The organism is Micromonospora lupini str. Lupac 08, assembly GCF_000297395.2.
Taxonomy (GTDB): domain Bacteria; phylum Actinomycetota; class Actinomycetes; order Mycobacteriales; family Micromonosporaceae; genus Micromonospora; species Micromonospora lupini.
This window is the reverse complement of record NZ_HF570108.1, coordinates 4,904,664-4,922,299: the sequence shown is the minus strand read 5'-3', so window position 1 is coordinate 4,922,299 and position 17,636 is coordinate 4,904,664. Positions and strand designations below refer to the sequence as shown.

The following is a 17,636-nucleotide window of genomic DNA, read 5'->3' as shown; positions in this document are numbered from 1 at the left end:
CGGCCGCGTCACCGCTCGTGCGCTGCTGCGGGCCTTGGGCTGGACACCGGGCCTCACGCTGCACGTCGACGTCGTGACCGGCGCGACCTTCCGGAGTGGGTCACCGGATGCGTGCTCAGCGGGACGCGGCAACGTCGGACAAGATCTTCGTCAGCTCCTCCGGTGTGTCACCCATGAGGTTGTGTCCGCCGGCAAGAGCATGGGTGGTCCAGCCGGGCTCCGCGCTGAGCTTCTGGTAGATCGTGGTGAACGGGGACTGGTCGGCCCACCCGGCGGCGTAGACGTAGTCCCGGCGGCGGACCTGTCCTGGGTCGCCGGTGAGTCGGAGTGGCTGGAGCACCGAGGCGAGCGGGTGCGGCGTCGCCCGGGCGTCGAAGAACGGCAGTGTTCGGGACGCGGAGCCGGTCTCATCCACCTCCAGATACCACCTCCGCTCCTGGTCGGACACCAGTGACCAGCAGGAGTCGCCGTCGGTGGGTACCACGGCGTCGAGGTAGACCAGCGAGTCGATCCGGTCCGGTGCCCGGTCGGCGGCGCCGGTGATGACCATCCCGGCGTAGCTGTGCCCGACCAGCACCGTGTCGTGCAGGTTCTCGCCTTCGAGGAGGGCGACCACGTCCTGGATGTGCGTGTCGAGGTTGACCGTGCCGTGCAGCAGGTGGCTGCGTTCACTCACGCCGGTCAACGTCAGCGGGTGGACGGTGTGTCCCAGGTCGCGCAGCCGCCGGGTGACGTGCTCGAAGCACCATCCACCGTGGCACATCCCTGGGACGAGTAGAAAGTTCGACATCGGGCTTGCTCCTTCGGTTGGTTCTGAGGGTGGTGTCCAGGGTGGCGAGTCGTCCGAGGAGGGCGCTCAATGCTGCGGCGGCGCACAGGACAGCGGTCCACCCGAGTGTGGCCGCGGTGGAGGTGTGGTCGGCGACCAGACCGGCGAGCCACGGACCGGCGGTCTGGCCGGCGGCGAACACTGCGGTGAAGACGGCGAGCGTGGCGGTCCAGTCAGCGCTCGGAGTGTGAGCCCTGATGAGGGCGGTGATCGCGGCCGGCACGCCCATGAAGGTCCCCCCGTAAATGAGGGCGGAGGCCAGGACGACAGGTGTCGCGGATGACGTCAGCGCCAGTGCCGCTCCGCCGCTCAGGACGGCGAGCAGGATGGCCAGGGCGCGGGTGCCGGGCCACCTGGCGATCGGGCGGGTCCAGACGGCGGGCGCTGCCGCCACCGCCGTTCCGAGCACCGTCCAGGTGAGCATCACCTGCAACACGGAGCTGTGCCGTTCGACCAGGTAGGCGGAGAGGAAGGTGATGTATGTGATGTAGCCGGCGGCGAACAGCAGGTAAGCCAGGGCCGCGGGCAGGAGTGGCCGGAGTCGGGCGCGGCCGACCTCGGGTTGCCGGGCACCGGCGGAGCTGGCCGCGGTCCAGCTCACCCCGGTCGCTACGGCGGCGGCAGCACCCAGGGCCACCCAGGCGAGCCGCCAGTGCACGCCGAGCAGGGGTACGGCCAAGCCGCTGACCACGATGCCCAGCCCAGCGCCGGCGAAGTAGACGGTGAGGGGAGTAGCCGAGGCGGCGTCTGCGGCGAGGCGGGACGCGATCACGCTGCCCGCGACGAACACCACCGCTCCGGCCGCGCCGGACAGCGTTCGGAGAGCCAGCAGCACAAGGTAATCGCCGCTGACCGCGGTCGCCACCAGCGACGCGGCGGTCAGCACCATGGCAGCGCGGAACGCGGTGGCGGCACCGACTCGGCGTACCAACCGGTTCGTCAGCAGCGCGCCCAGCAGGTAGCCGAGCCCGTTCGCTGTCCCCATTCCGCCGGCAGCGGCCAGCGTCCAGTTCAGGTCGTCGCGCATGGCCGGCAGCAGCATCCCGTAGGCGAAGCGTGCCAGGCCGAGCGCGGCGGCGGTGCCCAGGGCCAGCCGTGCGGCGCGCCACACACTCGCGGGCGCGGTCGCCGTCATGAGCCCTCCACATCATCGAACTGATCGGTACGAACTGAGCGATGGTAGCAGCAGAAAGAACCGTACGGTACTATCTCTGCCATGCCAGTTCCCAAGGGTTCGACGATCGACCCGGAGCGCACCCGCGCCGGCATCATCGACGCCGCCGCCCCACTGCTGTACGAGCGGGGCCTCGACGGCATCGGCGTCGCCGAACTGTGCGCCCGCGTCGGCGTGTCGAAGGAAACCGTTTACCGATACTTCGGCACCAAGGACGGTCTCATCCAGGCGGTGCTGGAGGCCCGCAGCGAGCGGGTGACGGCCTGGATCGCCGGGGCCGCGGCCGCAGCCGGGGACGATCCCCGCGAGCAGCTCGCCGCCGTCTTCGACGAACTCCAACGGTGGTACGAGGAACCCACCTTCCGTGGCTGCGCGATGCAGAACGCCGCCGCTCAACACCAGGTCGAGGCGGTACAGGCCGTCACCGCTCGCCATCTGGACCGCCGCCTCGGCCTGCTGACCGCGATCGCTGAGCGCGCCGGCGCAGCCGACCCCGACGCTCTCGGGCGACAACTGCTCCTGCTGGTCGAGGGCGCAACCCTGGTCGCCGCCCACCACGACCGGGCCGGTGCTGGCCACCACGCCAAGCAGGCCGCCCTCGCACTGCTGCCCGCCAACCGGCCGAGCGGACGTCGCTGACGTTGCGCCTCGCTGGTCAGCGGCAACCTCGGGGCCAGTCGCGCCTAGGCCGTGTTTCGTAAGTGGGCGTGGGCCGGGTGAGGTCACGGCGTGGCGGTGATCGATAACTGAAGAGGTCTCCGGTAAGTGGGTTAGCGACCAAGCAAACCTGAATACCGGAGACCTCGTGGCCAGCCTAGCGGCGGCGGCGCGGCATGACCTGAGCGACATCCAGTGGCAGCACCTGCACCCGTTGCTGCCTGCGGAATCGTCGCGGGGAAGACCGTGCAAGTGGACCAGACGACAGATCATCGACGGCATACGGTGGCGGGTACGCACCGGTGCGCCATGGCGTGACGTGCCCGCGAACTACGCCCCATGGCAAACGCTGTACCGATGGTTCCGCCGCTGGCAACGTGACGGCACCTGGGCCCGCATCCTGGCCGGGCTCCAAGCCGCCGCCGACACTGCCGGGCGCATCGACTGGACCGTCAGCGTCGACTCCACGATCAGCCGCGCCCATCAACACGCAGCCGGCGCCCGCCGTGACGGCGACCAGCAAAAAGAACCACCCGGCGGGATCCATGCCGAGCCTGCCGATCACGCGCTGGGCCGCTCGCGAGGCGGATGGACCACCAAAACTCACCTCGCCTGCGAACAGGGCCGCAAGGTCCTGGCCACCGTCGTCACGGCCGGACACCGCGGCGACAGCCCGCAATTCAGCACGGTCCTCGACCGTATCCGCGTCACCCGGTCCGGGCCCGGTAGGCCCCGGACCCGCCCGCAGCAGATCTTGGCGGACCGGGCCTACACGTCCAAGGCCAACCGCGCATACCTGCGCCGACGCGGAATCAAGGCCTGCATCCCGAGCAAGAGCGACCAAGACGCCCACCGCCTCGCGAAAGGCTCCCGCGGCGGCCGGCCACCCGCCTTCAACCCCTGAGACCTACCGCCGGCGCCACGCAGTCGAGTGCGGCATCAACCAGCTCAAGCAACACCGCGCCATGGCCACCCGCTACGACAAACTGGCCGTCCGCTACGAAGCCACCCTGACCATCGCCGCCATCAACCAGTACCTCCGCGCTTTATGAAACACGGGCTAGTCGTGATAACCGACCCGCCGAACGGCCGGCGAGATCGTCAGGCGTTCCTAACGCCAGGGATCGAGGGCGAGCTTGCCCCGGGTCTGGCCCGCTTCGAGTTGCTGCAGCACCGATGCTCCCTCGGCGAGGGGATGCAGGTGGGGGGTACCGGGCGGGTACACGCCGTGAGCGATGAGCGACTCGATCTCGACAAGCACCGACTGGTAGAGGGACGGGGCTGCGGTCGCCAGCGCACCGATGTGCAGACCTTTGAGTTGGACCTGGTGGGTGAAGACCAGATCGTGTGTGGTCAGGGTGGCGTCGCCGGAAGCGGCACCGAATACGACAACTCGTCCGGTGAAGGGTTTGGTGACCGAGAGGCTGACCTTGAATGTGGCCTGTCCGACCGATTCCAGGACCAGATCGACCCCGCCCGTCAGGCGGGTGATCTCCTCGGCCAGATCCGGGCGTCGGCTGTCCAGGACATCGTCGGCGCCGAGGGCCTTGACGGTGTCGTGTTTCGCGGGTGACGCCGCGGCGAGCACGCGCGCACCGTAGTGGCGGGCGAGGCGAACGGCGGCCTGGCCCACGCCTCCGGCCGCGGCATGTACGAGCACCACCTCGCCCATCTTTATCTCCCCCAACGGCTTCAGTGCCGCCAAGGCGGTGGCCCAGTTCAGCACCAGGCCGAGGGCTTCGGCGTCGCTCCAGCCGGACGGCACCGGAACCACACCCCCGGCCGGCATCGTCATGTACTGCGCGAAGGCCCCCGGACCGGCTCCGACGACGTGTGTGCCGAGTTGAAGCGGACTCTCAACGTCCGGGCCGACACCCACAATCTCGCCGGCGGCCTCAAAGCCCGCCACATAGGGTGCCTGCGGGCCTCCGCCATAGGTTCCATGCGTCTGCATGACGTCAGCGAAGTTGACCCCGGCGGCACCGACGCGGACCAGGTACTCGCCGGGCCCAGGGGTGGGGCGGGGATGATCGGTCGTGAGGGTCAGATCCTTCGGCCCCCGGTGCGACCGCTGGACCAGCGCTCGTACCGTCTGCTCCGCCGTGTGCCGCTGCTCGTTGATGTCCATGCACCGAAGATAGGAGTCTGACACTTACGTCAAGGTCAAGTGCCGGTCAGAGATCAATACGCCGGGCCTCTCGCAGGTAGGCGTCGAGTGCCGCCTGCTGACCGCTCAGAATGGCGATGCGAGCAGCGAGCCGATCGCGATAGCTCTGAACCTCGTGCAGAAACTCCGCGCACGCCGCCTCGGCGCCAGCATCGGAGCCGTCAGTGAGGCGGGGCAGGACTTCCCTGATCAACCGCACGGGCAGCCCGGACTCCAGCAGCGAGCGGATGACGAGCACCCGATCAATCGTTGACTGACAATAATCGCGAAACCCATTGCTGAAACGGCCAGAGACGATCAAGCCCTCATCCTCGTAGTGCCGCAACGATCGGGCACTCACACCGCTAGCTCTGGAAGCCTCGCTGATCTTCATACCTGCGGCCAACGCCTAGGCCGTGTTTCGTAAGTGGGCGTGGGCCGGGTGAGGTCACGGCGTGGCGGTGATCGATAACTGAAGAGGTCTCCGGTAAGTGGGTTAGCGACCAAGCAAACCTGAATACCGGAGACCTCGTGGCCAGCCTAGCGGCGGCGGCGCGGCATGACCTGAGCGACATCCAGTGGCAGCACCTGCACCCGTTGCTGCCTGCGGAATCGTCGCGGGGAAGACCGTGCAAGTGGACCAGACGACAGATCATCGACGGCATACGGTGGCGGGTACGCACCGGTGCACCCTGGCGCGACGTGCCCGCGAACTACGCCCCATGGCAAACGCTGTATCGATGGTTCCGCCGCTGGCAACGTGACGGCACCTGGGCCCGCATCCTGGCCGGGCTCCAAGCCGCCGCCGACGCGGCCGGGCGCATCGACTGGAGCGTCAGCGTCGACTCCACGATCAGCCGCGCCCATCAACACGCCGCCGGTGCCCGTCGTGACGGCGATCGGCAGAAAGAACCACCCGGCGGGATCCATGCCGAGCCTGCCGATCACGCGCTGGGCCGGTCGCGGGGCGGGTGGACCACCAAGACTCATCTTGCCTGTGAACAGGGCCGCAAGGTCCTGGCCACCGTCGTCACGGCCGGACATCGCGGTGACAGCCCGCAATTCACCACGGTCCTCGACCGTATCCGCGTCACCCGGTCCGGGCCCGGTAGGCCCCGGACCCGCCCGCAGCAGATCTTGGCGGACCGGGCCTACACGTCCAAGGCCAACCGCGCATACCTGCGCCGACGCGGAATCAAGGCCTGCATCCCGAGCAAGAGCGACCAAGACGCCCACCGCCTCGCGAAAGGCTCCCGCGGCGGCCGGCCACCCGCCTTCAGTCCTGAAACCTACCGCCGACGCCACGCAGTCGAGTGCGGCATCAACCAGCTCAAGCAACACCGCGCCATGGCCACCCGCTACGACAAGCTGGCCGTCCGCTACGAAGCCACCCTGACCATCGCCGCCATCAACCAGTACCTCCGAGCTTTATGAAACACGGGCTAGGGCCTGTTTCATAAGGACTGGCCGGCCTGCGGCGGGCCCGGACGACGACCGGCGGCGTTGCGGTTTCGTCCGGATACAACACCGGTATCCGAACGAAACCGCGCCTTGCCGGATCGCCGCCCGGACTCCGCCTCGGCTCGACCGCCCTTATGAAACAGGCCCTAGAAGCGCCACGATCTTCCAGCATTCGCTACGACGGAGCGAAGAGATGTCGTGTTGGCTGCGGTCGCCGGCGATGAGGCGCGCTGCAAGGAGTTGGTGGCCTCCGCGCTGGACGGCACCGAAGGCGGCCGGCCGGGCGTGGGCCCGGTGGACGCTGGGTCTGCTCGACCTCGGCCAAGGCGGAGCCGAGCCGCCGTGGCCTCGGTCGCGGTGGCTACCAGGGGCACCCGTACGCCTATCCGGAGCGTGCCGAACCTGGTCGAGAAGGCCGTCCGGGACGGCGTAGCCGGCGCGCCGTGCCGTTGCCGCGCTTCCGGGCGGGTCAGGGGTCGCGGCGCAGCAGGATGGTGACGGTCACCCAGACGACGACCAGGGCGAGACCGAGCCGCAGATGTCCTAGTAGGGCGAGCATCGCACCGCCGAGCACGAACCAGCCGGCTTGGACCGCGCGCTTGGCCGGTGGGAGCAGCGGCACCCGGGCCCTCGGTGAGCCGAGGGCACCCCAGAGCCCGGCGAGCAGCAGCGGCACCGCGATGGCAGCGAGCAGCCGAACGGCGGTGGGCGTATCCAGCATCCAGCCCCAGCGCGCACCGATCGTCAGCACGGCGAGTTCGAGCAGGAAGATCAGCAGCAGCCCGAGTCCCCGGAGCACGGTCACCACCCCCGACCCTTGTGGTACGTACCCAGCCGAATGTCGGGCCAGGAACGGAAGGCGGCGCGGTCCTTGTCACCCACGAGCACCAGCACCGGTTGCGTGACCGCGCCGGCCCGGTCGGTCCCATGTGGCGTCATCGACGTGAACACGCCGCGTACTGCGGCCATCCGGCCGGGTTCGCGCAGGTTGGTCACCAGCGATCGACGGTACGCCCGCCCCGGCGAGAAGCACTGGTGAGCACCGCAGCCACCCTGGCGGCTACGGCTCGTCCGACGTGGCCTGCACGCCCGGACCGCTTCCGCCGTCCGGGCCGCTACCGGCATCAGCGGACCACCGTTGCCACGGTGAGGTTGACCGCCACGAGCAGTGCCAACAATGCGGCGACGGTGAGGTTCCGTACCTTGGCCAAGGCCAGCGCAGCCGTCAGGAAGAACGCCGCCTTGACTGCTAGCACGGCAGGGAGCGGCAGTTGCAGTACAGCTTTGGGCGCGGCGAGCATTCCCCACAGCACTGCACCCGCCAGCGGTGCACCGAGGCCCAGGGCGAGCCGTACGACGACATGCGCGCCCCGGGTGAAACCCCACCAGGCGAACACCGCCAAAGCGGCAAGCTCAAGCAGAAACGCCAGTACCTCGTTGGCGTCGTAGAATCCACGACCCGTCATCGTCGTGCCCCTCCCTGGCGGCCGGCCACGCCACGGCCGGGGGGCGCCTGCGCCCAGGCCGGCGGGGCGGTCCGTGATCAGCCGATCGACGGCGATCCGGTCAGCTCCCGGACGAAGTCGCCCTTGGCGTCGTTGTCGATGTTGTAGATAGCCGTGCCGTCGGCTGTCCGACCGCCCGAGCCGCTGGCGAAGCTGCCCCTGCCGCAGAGTGATCCTCGGCATCGGCGAACTTCCGTTCATGTCTCGGTGGGGCCTGCCGCTCGGTCTCGGCGGTCAGGCCGTCGTCTCAGTAGGCGTGCACGACGGCGGTAACCGCGGCCTGACTACCTGGCCGAGCTGTTCCCGCTCGACGAGATCCTCGCTCGGCTGCTCGCGCCGCACCGGGGTCGTCGGACCCGTGCCGGCGGAGTTCCGCGCGGATGACCTGCTGCTCGACCCGGCTCGACGGCGGGTGTTCCGCAACAGTCGGCAGATCGAGCTGTCGGCGCGGGAGTCCGACGTCCTCGCGTCGACGCCGGCGGGGTCGCCCCGGCGGAGGAGTGCCGGAGAGGGCTTGCGTCATCGGGACGACCACCAGGTCGAGGTCGCCGTGACCCGGAAGCCGAGGGACTCGTACAGGGGCCTGCCCAGCCGGGACGCGGTCAGGGTGACCGGCAGGCCGGTGATCGACACCAGGGAGCCGAGCATGATCGCGCGCCCCACGCCCCGGGAGCGGTACGCCGGCGCCGTTCCCACCCAGTAGTGGCTGCCGTACCCGCCTTCCACCGTCGTGACGCACGCCCCGGCGACCTCGCCGTCCAGTCTGGCGAGGAACACGTCGACACCTGGCTGGTGGATCAGGGCCGCGGGAAACATCTCACCGGCCCGGTAGGGCTCGAACCTGGACAGTGTGAAGGCCGCGATCACGGCCTGTTCGGCCGCGCGCAGGTCCTCCTCGGTCCGTACCGGGATCACCTGCATCGTCGCCTCGGCGACCGCACCGGGCGCACGCAGCATGATCGGCATCTGCCGACCGTGCATGTCGAGGTTGCTCAGGTCCGTGGCGCTGAACGGATCCTCCGCGTCGATCGGGCCGGATGCCCGGCCGGCCAGGTCGATCAGCTCCGCGAGTTCCTCGCGACCAAGGTCGGGCTCCTGGACCAGGATGCGCAGGCCCGCGCGCTCATCTCCGGCGACCGCGAGGAAGCCGCGGCGCCGGATCACGGTGTGACCACGGGCGTGGCCGACGGCCGTCCAGAAGGCGGCGGAGTTGCGGGCCTGGCGCAGGGAGGTGTCGGAGGCGGTCGCCGACCGGTCGCGGGTGTTCAGGTCGAACGTCATGGCGGCAGGTGTTCCTTCTCTTCGGTAGGACCGGTGCGGCGACATAGCGCGGTGGTGCGTGCCGTCGGTCACGGACGTGGGCGGGCGTCGCTGGCCCGCCGGTCGGGCGCTGCAGCGAGCAGCGTCGCGGCTCTGCTGGTGAGGGCATCCAGCGTCCACCGCCTGGGGGTACGGACCGTAGGAGACCCGGGCGACACCAAGTGCTTGCAACTCGGCGGGCGCGGGCAGGGCGGGCATTCCCAGCAGGCTGAGACGGCCCGGGCCGAAGGCGGCGACGAGTTTCCGGATGTCGCGCGGGTCGCTGCAGCCGGGCACGAAGACGCAGTCGGCGCCGGCCGCGAGGTAGGCGGTGCCGCGTTCGACGGAGGCGGCGAGGGCGGTCTCGGGCGGGCCGGTGAGGTAGGCGTCCGTGCGGGCGTTGAGCAGGAAGGGCACGCCCTCGTCGCGGCCCGCGGCCACCGCCGCGCGTACCGCCCGCACTGCCTGGTCGACGGGCCGCATGGCGTCCTCGATGTTGCCGCCGACGGCGCCGGCGCGGATCGCGGCGCGAACCGTCGCCGCCACGTCGCCGTAGCCGCCCTCCAGATCGGCGGTCACCGGAAGATCCACGGCGGCGGCGATGCGGGCGATGGCCGCGAGCGCGAGCTCGACCGGGATCTGTTCGCCGTCCTCGTAGCCGTGGGCCGCCGCGATGGAGTGGCTCGCCGTCGCGATCGCGTGGCACCCCGGCACGGCTGCCACGGCACGGGCCGAGGCAGCGTCCCACGCGTTGACAAGCACGAGGATCCTCGACTCGTCGTGCAGCGTACGCAGCCGCCGGGCCTTCTCCTGAAGGGTCGGTGTCGAAGTGGTCATGTGGCTCCCGGGTCGAGTCTCTGAAAGGGCCGGCGGTGCGCGGCCCAGGTGACAGCGAGGGTCGTGGTGAGCCCGGTGGCCAGGAAGACGAGCCCGAGAACGAGCCACCCCGGACCGGACCAGACCATCACCAGGGTGGTCAGGGCGGCCGGCCCGACGGCCCGAGCGAGCGGGACGCCGCTGGAATACACGCCCTGCCACTGCCCCGGGCGGGTGGGATCAGCCAACGCGAATCCGACGCACCACGACCCGGCGGCCAGTCGCAGCTCGCCGGCCACCTGCACGGCCACTGCGGCGAGGAGGAGACCCGTGGTGACGGCAGGGTCGGTGGTGGCGGTCGCCGTCCAGAAGAGCACGCAGGCTGCGCAAAGGGCGAGGCCGGCGAGGCGGATGGCCCGGGTCGCCTCGGCCAGGGTGATCACCCGTCGGGCCGTCCGGCGCTGCCAGCCGAGGACGCCGAGGGTATTGACGACGAAGACCGCCGCCACGATCCAGCGCGGCGCCGCCGTGCGGCTGGTCAGGTAGAGGGGTAGCAGCACGCTGAGCATCGGCATGTACAGGTACAGCACCGCGTTGAGCGCTGCCACCACCACGTAGCGGGTGTCCCGCGGGGCGTCCCATCCGCGGCCCGTCCGTACCGGGGCCCGCGCGGCGGGCGGCAGCCGGGTGAGCATGATCGCGCTCACGACGAAGAGCGCCGCGTCACCGACCAGGGCGGCGCGGTAGACGGTCGGCGTACCGGAGAGGAGCGCCAGCCCTCCGAAGGCGGCGCCGAGCCCGATGCCGGCGTTGACGGCGGTCTGGATACCTGCTCGCACCGTGACCAGTTGAGTGGACGGCACCAGGGAGACCAGCAGGGCCTGCCGGGTCGCGCCGGCCCCGCTCTGGGCGATCGCGTACGCGACGCAGGCGGACGAGACCAACCAGGGTTTCGGTGCCGACGCCAATGTCAGCAGGGCGGCCGCGGTGGCCACGGACAGCAGGATGGTCACCCGCCGCAGTCCGATCCGGTCGCCCAGGGCTCCGAGCGGATGGGTGAGGAGGAAGCCGGCCCCCCACGCGACGGTCAGCAGGCCGCCGACCTGCGCCGGTCTCAGGTCGCCGACCTGCACCAGGTAGACGACGAAGGTCACGTAGAAGCAGCCGTCGCCCACGGCGGTGACAAGCTGTGCCCGGAGCAGGGTGGTGGCCGGCCGCCGGCGAGGGACCGCGGTGAGCGCGGCCGGGCTAGGCGAAGCTGAGGCCATCGGAGCGGGCCCGCTTGAGTTCGGAGAAGGCCCGGCAGCCAGCGAGCAGGCGGGCGCCGTCGAAGACCCGCAGGGCCTCCTCGCCGCGGGGGATGGAGGTCAGCACCGGGCCGAAGAAGGCGACGCCGTCGACCACGACGGTCGGGGTACCGAGGTCCTCGCCGACGAGTTGCCGAGCCTTGGCGGTGCCGGCGCGCATCTGCGGGTCGAGGTCGCTGCGGTGGGAGGCATCGGCGAGGTCGGCGGGCAGGCCTGCCTCGACCAGGGCCGCCGGGACGACGGTGGCGAAGTCCTTGTCGCCCTCGTCGTGAATGCGGCGGCCGAGCGCCGGGTAGAGGCGGGCAAGGGCCGCCGGGCCGTGGTGCACTGCGGCTGCCACACACACCCGCGCCGGCCCCCACGCGCGGTCGTTGAAGGCGCGGTACCAGGGCTCCAGCTCGCGGTCTTCGTTGAGGACCGAAAGGCTCATCACCTCGAACCGCAGGTCGATCGGACGCAGCCGCCCCACTTCCATGAGCCAGCGGGAGGTGATCCAGGCGAACGGGCAGGACGGATCCACGTAGGCCGTGACCACCGGGACCGACGCGCGGTCGAAGTTATCTTCCATGGAAGGAAAGTTACCTTCCATGGAAGGTAAGATGCAAGCATGAATGAGGACCGCATCGGCGACATCGTCGCCCAGTGGCGTCGTGAACGTCCCGAGCTCGACCCCGACCCGTTGCTGATCATCGGGCGGATCCAGTGGCTGGCCGAGGTGCTCGACACGGCCCTGCGGCCGCCGTTCGCCGAGGTGGATCTGGGAAACGGCGAGTTCGACGTGCTGGCGGCACTGCGCCGGGAAGGCGCGCCGTACACGCTCACGGCCGGGCAGTTGAGCCAACGGATGCTCGTGACCACCGGGGCGGTGACAAAGCGAGTCGACCGGCTCGTCACCCGGGGCCTCGTGTCGCGTTCGGTCTCCGACATCGACGCTCGGGGCAGAGTGGTGGGGCTGACCCCGGCCGGCGTGGCGTTGACCGACCGCCTCATCGAGCAGCACCTGGCCAACGAGGCGGCCATTCTCCGTGAGCTGTCCGACGCCGACCGCAGGGAGCTCGAGCGCCTGCTGGCGGCGTTGACCCGGATCGTTCGTTCCTGAGTTTTCGGCGGACGCCGCCCGCCGGCCCGGCGAAGAAGTCCCGTCATGCAACGCGCCGTGGCCACGGGGATGCACCGGAGCGAGAGACAGCCCGACAATGGTTGTGACGGCCCGTCAGTGCACAACAGCGCCTCGGTCAGCTCGAACAACGCATCCGCCCGTCGGCTCAGGCACCGGTAGAACCGCTCCCGGAACCCCGCCAACACTTCGATCGCTTCCGCTTCCACCAGGCCCCTGGGGTGGCTGACCGCCGGCTGATCACGGCGTGGCGGTGACCACAGCGCGGGACCGGTCCGCGGCGATCCGCACCGCCATCGCGCCGAGCACGGTGCCCATCACGTAGCGCTGGGCCTTCAGCCAGCCCGGCCGGTCGCCGATCGCCAGCCCGCTCGGTGTGCTCGGCCCCCGACCTGCCGAGGCCGGAACCTACCGGGAACCATCAGAGCCGTGAGGACCTTCCGCCTGCTGCGGCAGACGAATCGCCCCTCCCGATTCGCTGAGGTCACCGTCCAAGTCGCAGTGTCGAGCCGCTCCGCCGTAGAGGTGAGCGCCGTCGCAGTCGACGAACACCGGCGGGAGGCTGAGCTGGGCGCTCGGTGGGCGCTGCGTGGACTTTCTGCGGCGGCGAGGGTAACCGTCACCAGTCTTTTCGTCAGTGAGGTCGACACCAGTGTGGGCGACGTCTACGAGGCCACTGCCCGCGCCGTATGGCAGGCCATGCGCGTCGAAGACCCGGCGTCGTACGTGGGTTTCAGCCACCCCGCGATGGTCGCGTCGTGGCTTGAAAGCATGGTGGGTCGACGGCTCGATGCCGTGATGGAGGCCCGGTACTGGTGTGAGGGACGGCGTGATCCGGACGCCGAGAGCCTGCTGCACGCTTGGCTACTCGTAGAAAACGCGATACCGGTCGGTCTGCACGGTCGCGGCGACGAACTCCTGCTCGCGAAGGAGAGTCCCTATCGTTCCTACGAGATGGACAGGTGCGGAGAGGCCAGGGGCGGCCCGGCGCGGCGTCCGGATGTGTTGTCCGGGTTCATTGGGCCCGGCTCACGGGCGGTGCCGTGATCGTCGGCCAGGACGTTGACGAGGTCTGTGCTGGTCTCCTGCTGCGATTCGAGAGCGGCGACCTCGTCATCGGCGCGCTCGGCGACGAGTGGGTTCTGGTCGTCGACTCTCTGGCGTAGCCGATGACAGCACGCACGTGGCTGATGGGTGCCGATAGGGTCCTCGGCGTGGACGCGAACGAGATCACGCCGCAGCTGGTTCCCAATCGCTTTGCGGATGCGGTCGGACCCGATGCGGGCGGTCCGGCCCGCGACCACTGCCGCTGCGTCGGCCACTCGGTCGCGACCCGGCCGAACAACGTCGTCTTCCATGCGGACCGTCAGGACACCGAGGCGGCGGGTTGGCGGCATCTGCTGGCGCTGATCGACGAGGCCGCAGCGGATGGGCGGACGGTGTTCACGCCGTTCGTGGAGCTGACTGCGCCTGAACGGCGGCAGATCGTCACGCTACCGGCGACGATCGCGAAGCTGACCGCCGTCAAACGTCTGGTGCTCTATGGCACGAATCTGGTTCGCATCCCGCCCGAGATTGGTTCCATGACCAGCCTTGAGGTCTTCGAGCCGTACACCTCGCACCGGCTGCATTGGTATCCGTATGAGCTGACCAGATGCACGAAATTAGCCGACAGCACGGTGAGCACGCGCGTCCTCTATGGCAACTTCAAGTTCCGTCCGCCTTTTCCACGGCTGCAGCCAGCGACCCGTGCAGTTGAGGCGGACTTCGCCGCGCTCGACCCAGACGTCTGGGGCTGCGACGCGGTGCGAACCTGCAGCGTCTGCGATGGGCCGGTTGACGGTGAGCTTCGCCAAGTCTGGATCTCCGGCCTGGTCGCCACCGACGTGTTGCCGTTGCTGGTAAACGCGTGCTCCGCGGCCTGCGTGGCGGCACTGCCGCAGCCCTACCCTGGCTACCTCCCGACGCCGCACACCGGCGGCCCGGACATCGTTCAGCCGGCCGCCTGGCGATGAGGCTGCTACCACGAGACCACCTGTGACTGTCGATTGCCGTGCACTCGAGCAACGCGCGGGCCACCGGAGCCGGGTCCGGCTGGGGCGTTCTGGTGATCAGTCTGCGCGGTCCAGCGTGACGGCGCTGTGCACGGGGGTGCTCACCCAAAGTGCTTGCAATGTCGGGTGGTGCTTGACCTGCGACTCCGCTTCAGCAGTAGCATGGTTTCGCTGCGGACCGGAGGGACTGAAGTCGAACCCGGTGTCCTGGACGTTGAGCCGGTCTAGGTCGGCGAGCGCGGGTGCGTCTGGGAAGACCAAGTCCAGGCTCACCTGCCAGATCTCTGGTTGGTACCAGTCGTTCTCGGTCCAGGTTCCTCGCACGTCAACGGCGAACTGTCGGGTGAAGCTCAGGCTGGGAAGCCGGCCGTGCCAGCTGTACCGGCCCCACTGAACAATGAAGCCATCGGCGTCGCTGTCCGGCCCTGGCTCCAAGCCGTCGACCCGCTGGGCAAGGAACTCGCGGAACGCCTGCCACGCCGTCTCGACGTTGTCCACCCGGTGCGGAGTCAGGCCGTGTTGGCGTAGTAGCCCGACCAGCTCTTTCGGCGACTCGCGCCACGCGATACCCACGGTCCAGCCCTTCCCACCCGGAACTCATCCACCCGCCCGATCAGCTGGACATTCACCCGCGCGTCCAGGCTGCCCGAATCTGTGCTGGCTGCGGCGATCACAGAATCCGCGAGGCTCACGTCGGACACGATAACTGCGGGGTATGGCCGTTGCGGATGGGGAGCAGCGGCTCGCGTGGCGTTTGCCTCCTCCTCGAGGCCGCATCGGCGTTCAGGGTGCGCCCGAGCGGAGCGTTCCGATTTCTGTCCCGCGGTCCGCCTTTGGGGCGAAGATCCCACAGGTACTTGCGAGTGTCCTTCCCAGGGCCCGAGCTTTGCCGCTGCACAGCTCGTCGTGTCCGTCGCCGTCGGCGCTGCGACTCTCGAGCCGCCGATGGTGTGAGCGTCGTCGGTTGTCCGCCTGAAGGTGACGCGGTTGGGCATGTCCGCTGCTGCGGGGGAGCCATCGTCCTTCCTGTCGACGGTTGGCCTGCGGATCGCATGTTGAGGGGACTGGATGGAACGGCGCGGGTTTGTTGGCTTGTGGTGGGACTGGCTGTGGTTGGCCAGGCGTGTGGTGGCGCGGGCTTCGGCGCATGGTGCTCAGGGTCGGGCCTTCGGGCAGGTTGATGGTCGGTCCCCGAACGGTGTGGGCCCGGATGGTTGCGGTCCAGTCCGGTGAGTTTGTTCTCGGCTCACCAACGCCATCGCCGAACTCGCCGAACCCGACGTCCTGGTCTACAACGCCGCCGTCCTGGCACCGGACAGACCGACCCTGCCCACGCCCCGGGTGGGCCGCCCGGATCAGCGTCAACAGCACCGGCGCGACGACTGCAACCGACACCGTGCTGCCGCGCCTGCGCGGCGGGCGCGGATCAGGCGCAGACTCTCGGCCGGGGCGTCGCACGCCACCCGCTGACCGCACCCGAAACGAGGCACCCCCGGGTCGCGGGTCGATTCCCTACGGGGGCGGTCCTTCACGGATTCCGTCGTGGTCGATCCGGCCCGGACCGTGTCATGCTGCACGGACCCGAACGGAGGATGACGATGGCTGCTGGCGATGCCGTACAGGTGAGGCCGGCGCGAGGGTCGCTGCGACCGCTGGTGTCCGGGGCGACGCTGGTCGCGCTCCTGGCGTTGCTGTTCGGGCTGCCCTGGTGGACGTTGACGGTGGCGGCCCGGTGGCCGGCGCCGGTCGTGGCCGCCGGCACGAGCGTGTTCGTCGTGGCGCTGGTCGCGTTCCCCGTTCTGATGTATCTCGGGCACGGCCGCCGCCGGCTGGACGCGGCGGCCCGGGCGGGGGACACACTCCTTGGCCTGGTCTGGATCCTGTTCGTCTGGGCGCTGATCGGCAACGCGGCCCGGCTCCCGCTGGCAGCCGCGGGGGTCGCCGATCCGGCGCGGTCCCGGGCTGTGGCGGTCGGTGCGGCGGTCGTCTCGGTCGTCCTGGCCGTCTGGGGGTACGCCGAGGCGATGCGAGTGCCTCGGGTCCGGCGGGTGGACGTCACCGTGGATCGGCTGGGTGCCGGTCTTGACGGCGTCCGGGTGGTGCTGCTGACGGACACCCACTACGGACCGATCAACCGGGCCCGCTGGTCCGCCCGGACCACCGAGGTGGTCAACGGGTTGGCTGCCGACATCGTCTGCCACACCGGCGACATCGCCGACGGTACGGTCGACCAGCGCCGGGCGCAGGCCGCGCCGCTGGGAGCCGTCCAGGCGCGGCTGGCCCGGGTGTACGTGACGGGCAACCACGAGTACTACGGCGAGGCGGAGGGCTGGGTCGAGCACATGCGGACCCTCGGCTGGGAGCCGCTGCACAACCGGCACCTTGTGGTGGAGCGGGGCGGCGCCCGGCTCGTCGTCGCCGGGGTGGACGACCTGACCGCCGCCTCGTCCGGCGTCGCCGGTCACCGCGCCGACCACGCCGGGGCGCTCGCCGGCGCCGACCCGCGGCTGCCCGTGCTGCTGCTGGCGCACCAGCCCAAGCAGATCGACGACGCGGTCGCGGCCGGCGTGGATCTGCAACTGTCCGGGCACACCCACGGCGGCCAGATGTGGCCGTTCCACTACCTGGTCCGGCTCGACCAGCCGGTCGTGCAGGGCCTCAGCCGGCATGGCCAGACCCAGCTCTACACGAGCCGAGGGACCGGTTTCTGGGGTCCGCCATTCCGGATCTTCGCGCCGAGCGAGATCACCCTGCTCACCCTCCGAGTGAGGTAGCCCCGACCGGGCCAACACCTACCGCCTCACCTAAACGTGATCCGGATCCCCGGTCAACCCCGCTACCGAGGCACATGACCTCCAGGGTGAGTGCGATCGTGAGGATGACGCGCTGGCTCTTCCCGAGGGTGACGCCCACTCCGACGAGCAGGCCGTCGACGAGCGTCTCCACCGTGGGGCGCTGGTCGCGAGGGTGAACCCGACCTGTTCCGCCGGTTGGGTGCCGACCCGGGACGTGAACTGCGAAACGACGTCAATTGAAGGGTGTCAGGGCAGGTCGTCAGCGGCCGGCGTTGCTAGCCGACGCCGGATCGCGGCGTGGTGGACGGGAAGCGCGACGGCGGCCACGTCGTGGACGACGGCGTCCAGCAGGCGTTGGACGCGGGGCTGCTGCCGCGAGACGAGTCGAATGTCGTCGATGATCATCGCCAGGATGGCGTCGTACGAGATGCTCCTCATCCGGGCGCGGACAGTGCCGTCGTCGTCGCGGACGATGT

20 protein-coding genes are annotated in these 17,636 nt (G+C 69.9%); 8 read left to right on the top strand and 12 right to left on the bottom strand.

Annotated features, from left to right (window positions below; translation table 11 throughout):
* Positions 1-115 precede the first annotated feature (115 nt).
* A complete protein-coding gene (locus tag MILUP08_RS36080) occupies positions 116-763 on the bottom strand; it encodes an alpha/beta fold hydrolase (RefSeq protein ID WP_007462375.1) in 648 nt (215 codons plus the stop codon).
* A complete protein-coding gene (locus MILUP08_RS34875) occupies positions 669-1,964 on the bottom strand; it encodes a YbfB/YjiJ family MFS transporter (RefSeq protein ID WP_007462374.1) in 1,296 nt (431 codons plus the stop codon). Before MILUP08_RS34875 ends, MILUP08_RS36080 begins: the two co-directional genes overlap by 95 nt.
* A gap of 81 nt (positions 1,965-2,045) precedes the next feature.
* On the opposite strand from MILUP08_RS34875, the gene MILUP08_RS23460 reads away from it, so the two are divergent.
* The gene (locus MILUP08_RS23460; protein ID WP_007462372.1) at positions 2,046-2,642 is read left to right on the top strand and encodes a TetR/AcrR family transcriptional regulator; all 597 of its coding nucleotides are present in this window, start codon (positions 2,046-2,048) and stop codon (positions 2,640-2,642) included.
* A 166-nt stretch (positions 2,643-2,808) separates the two neighbouring features.
* Positions 2,809-3,712, top strand: a protein-coding gene (locus tag MILUP08_RS34215) for an IS5 family transposase (protein ID WP_237747181.1) whose coding sequence is annotated in 2 segments (ribosomal slippage) — positions 2,809-3,558 and positions 3,560-3,712 — 903 coding nt in all. Because the reading frame shifts where the segments join, the coding sequence is not laid out codon by codon here.
* Between the two features lie 59 nt (positions 3,713-3,771).
* On the opposite strand, the gene MILUP08_RS23450 is transcribed toward MILUP08_RS34215, so the two are convergent.
* The gene (locus MILUP08_RS23450) at positions 3,772-4,788 is read right to left on the bottom strand and encodes an NADPH:quinone oxidoreductase family protein (protein WP_007462368.1); all 1,017 of its coding nucleotides are present in this window, start codon (positions 4,786-4,788) and stop codon (positions 3,772-3,774) included.
* 46 nt (positions 4,789-4,834) lie between these two features.
* Complete coding sequence (locus MILUP08_RS23445) at positions 4,835-5,200, bottom strand: MerR family transcriptional regulator (protein ID WP_007462366.1); 366 nt, start codon at positions 5,198-5,200, stop codon at positions 4,835-4,837.
* 137 nt (positions 5,201-5,337) lie between these two features.
* Between MILUP08_RS23445 and MILUP08_RS23440 the strand changes: the two genes are divergently transcribed.
* Positions 5,338-6,240 carry an IS5 family transposase gene (locus MILUP08_RS23440; protein ID WP_007455974.1) on the top strand — a complete coding sequence of 301 codons (903 nt, stop codon included), beginning with the start codon at positions 5,338-5,340 and terminating at the stop codon, positions 6,238-6,240.
* A 496-nt stretch (positions 6,241-6,736) separates the two neighbouring features.
* Here MILUP08_RS23440 and MILUP08_RS23435 read toward each other — a convergent pair whose 3' ends face one another.
* The 6 genes from MILUP08_RS23435 to MILUP08_RS23405 all read right to left on the bottom strand — a co-directional run bounded on the left by MILUP08_RS23435 (position 6,737) and on the right by MILUP08_RS23405 (position 11,783).
* On the bottom strand, positions 6,737-7,066 hold the full coding sequence (locus MILUP08_RS23435) for a DUF2568 domain-containing protein (RefSeq protein WP_063827273.1): 330 nt from the start codon (positions 7,064-7,066) through the stop codon (positions 6,737-6,739).
* Positions 7,067-7,068: 2 nt separating this feature from the next.
* Positions 7,069-7,263, bottom strand: a complete 195-nt coding sequence (locus MILUP08_RS23430; RefSeq protein WP_039906510.1) for a hypothetical protein — start codon at positions 7,261-7,263, stop codon at positions 7,069-7,071.
* Between the two features lie 128 nt (positions 7,264-7,391).
* Positions 7,392-7,733, bottom strand: a complete 342-nt coding sequence (locus MILUP08_RS23425) for a YrdB family protein (RefSeq protein ID WP_007462359.1) — start codon at positions 7,731-7,733, stop codon at positions 7,392-7,394.
* A 558-nt stretch (positions 7,734-8,291) separates the two neighbouring features.
* Complete coding sequence (locus MILUP08_RS36395) at positions 8,292-9,908, bottom strand: GNAT family N-acetyltransferase (protein ID WP_007462356.1); 1,617 nt, start codon at positions 9,906-9,908, stop codon at positions 8,292-8,294.
* A complete protein-coding gene (locus MILUP08_RS23410; protein ID WP_007462355.1) occupies positions 9,905-11,155 on the bottom strand; it encodes an MFS transporter in 1,251 nt (416 codons plus the stop codon). Before MILUP08_RS23410 ends, MILUP08_RS36395 begins: the two co-directional genes overlap by 4 nt.
* Entirely contained in the window at positions 11,136-11,783 is a 648-nt protein-coding gene (locus MILUP08_RS23405) for a mycothiol-dependent nitroreductase Rv2466c family protein (protein ID WP_420329262.1), read from the bottom strand. The genes MILUP08_RS23410 and MILUP08_RS23405 overlap by 20 nt, the downstream gene beginning before the upstream one ends.
* An 18-nt stretch (positions 11,784-11,801) precedes the next feature.
* Here MILUP08_RS23405 and MILUP08_RS23400 point away from each other — a divergent pair, with 18 nt between their 5' ends.
* The 4 genes from MILUP08_RS23400 to MILUP08_RS23390 all read left to right on the top strand — a co-directional run bounded on the left by MILUP08_RS23400 (position 11,802) and on the right by MILUP08_RS23390 (position 14,326).
* Entirely contained in the window at positions 11,802-12,293 is a 492-nt protein-coding gene (locus MILUP08_RS23400; protein ID WP_007462351.1) for a MarR family winged helix-turn-helix transcriptional regulator, read from the top strand.
* A gap of 447 nt (positions 12,294-12,740) precedes the next feature.
* Positions 12,741-13,358 (top strand): hypothetical protein, encoded by a 618-nt coding sequence (locus MILUP08_RS34855; RefSeq protein ID WP_007462349.1) that lies wholly within the window; start codon positions 12,741-12,743, stop codon positions 13,356-13,358.
* Entirely contained in the window at positions 13,355-13,477 is a 123-nt protein-coding gene (locus MILUP08_RS37190) for a hypothetical protein (protein ID WP_272944013.1), read from the top strand. Before MILUP08_RS34855 ends, MILUP08_RS37190 begins: the two co-directional genes overlap by 4 nt.
* Positions 13,478-13,525: 48 nt before the next feature.
* Complete coding sequence (locus MILUP08_RS23390) at positions 13,526-14,326, top strand: leucine-rich repeat domain-containing protein (protein WP_202805235.1); 801 nt, start codon at positions 13,526-13,528, stop codon at positions 14,324-14,326.
* Positions 14,327-14,422: 96 nt separating this feature from the next.
* Here the strand turns inward: MILUP08_RS23390 and MILUP08_RS23385 are convergent, their stop codons facing one another.
* Entirely contained in the window at positions 14,423-14,938 is a 516-nt protein-coding gene (locus tag MILUP08_RS23385) for a hypothetical protein (protein ID WP_007462345.1), read from the bottom strand.
* A gap of 1,025 nt (positions 14,939-15,963) precedes the next feature.
* On the opposite strand from MILUP08_RS23385, the gene MILUP08_RS23380 reads away from it, so the two are divergent.
* Positions 15,964-17,139 (top strand): metallophosphoesterase, encoded by a 1,176-nt coding sequence (locus tag MILUP08_RS23380; protein ID WP_007462343.1) that lies wholly within the window; start codon positions 15,964-15,966, stop codon positions 17,137-17,139.
* A gap of 267 nt (positions 17,140-17,406) precedes the next feature.
* On the opposite strand, the gene MILUP08_RS23375 is transcribed toward MILUP08_RS23380, so the two are convergent.
* Entirely contained in the window at positions 17,407-17,598 is a 192-nt protein-coding gene (locus MILUP08_RS23375) for a hypothetical protein (protein WP_007462340.1), read from the bottom strand.
* Positions 17,599-17,636 lie beyond the last annotated feature (38 nt).

Bases quoted from the DNA above. Each gene is read 5' to 3' on its own strand.
- MILUP08_RS23405 (WP_420329262.1), bottom strand. From the start codon at position 11,783: ATGGAAGGTAACTTTCCTTCCATGGAAGATAACTTCGACCGCGCGTCG.
- MILUP08_RS34875 (WP_007462374.1), bottom strand. From the start codon at position 1,964: ATGACGGCGACCGCGCCCGCGAGTGTGTGGCGCGCCGCACGGCTGGCC.
- MILUP08_RS23450 (WP_007462368.1), bottom strand. From the start codon at position 4,788: ATGGACATCAACGAGCAGCGGCACACGGCGGAGCAGACGGTACGAGCG.
- MILUP08_RS23380 (WP_007462343.1), top strand. From the start codon at position 15,964: ATGGCTGCTGGCGATGCCGTACAGGTGAGGCCGGCGCGAGGGTCGCTG.
- MILUP08_RS23425 (WP_007462359.1), bottom strand. From the start codon at position 7,733: ATGACGGGTCGTGGATTCTACGACGCCAACGAGGTACTGGCGTTTCTG.
- MILUP08_RS23445 (WP_007462366.1), bottom strand. From the start codon at position 5,200: ATGAAGATCAGCGAGGCTTCCAGAGCTAGCGGTGTGAGTGCCCGATCG.
- MILUP08_RS23400 (WP_007462351.1), top strand. From the start codon at position 11,802: ATGAATGAGGACCGCATCGGCGACATCGTCGCCCAGTGGCGTCGTGAA.
- MILUP08_RS23460 (WP_007462372.1), top strand. From the start codon at position 2,046: ATGCCAGTTCCCAAGGGTTCGACGATCGACCCGGAGCGCACCCGCGCC.
- MILUP08_RS36080 (WP_007462375.1), bottom strand. From the start codon at position 763: ATGTGCCACGGTGGATGGTGCTTCGAGCACGTCACCCGGCGGCTGCGC.
- MILUP08_RS23410 (WP_007462355.1), bottom strand. From the start codon at position 11,155: ATGGCCTCAGCTTCGCCTAGCCCGGCCGCGCTCACCGCGGTCCCTCGC.
- MILUP08_RS36395 (WP_007462356.1), bottom strand. From the start codon at position 9,908: ATGACCACTTCGACACCGACCCTTCAGGAGAAGGCCCGGCGGCTGCGT.
- MILUP08_RS23375 (WP_007462340.1), bottom strand. From the start codon at position 17,598: ATGAGGAGCATCTCGTACGACGCCATCCTGGCGATGATCATCGACGAC.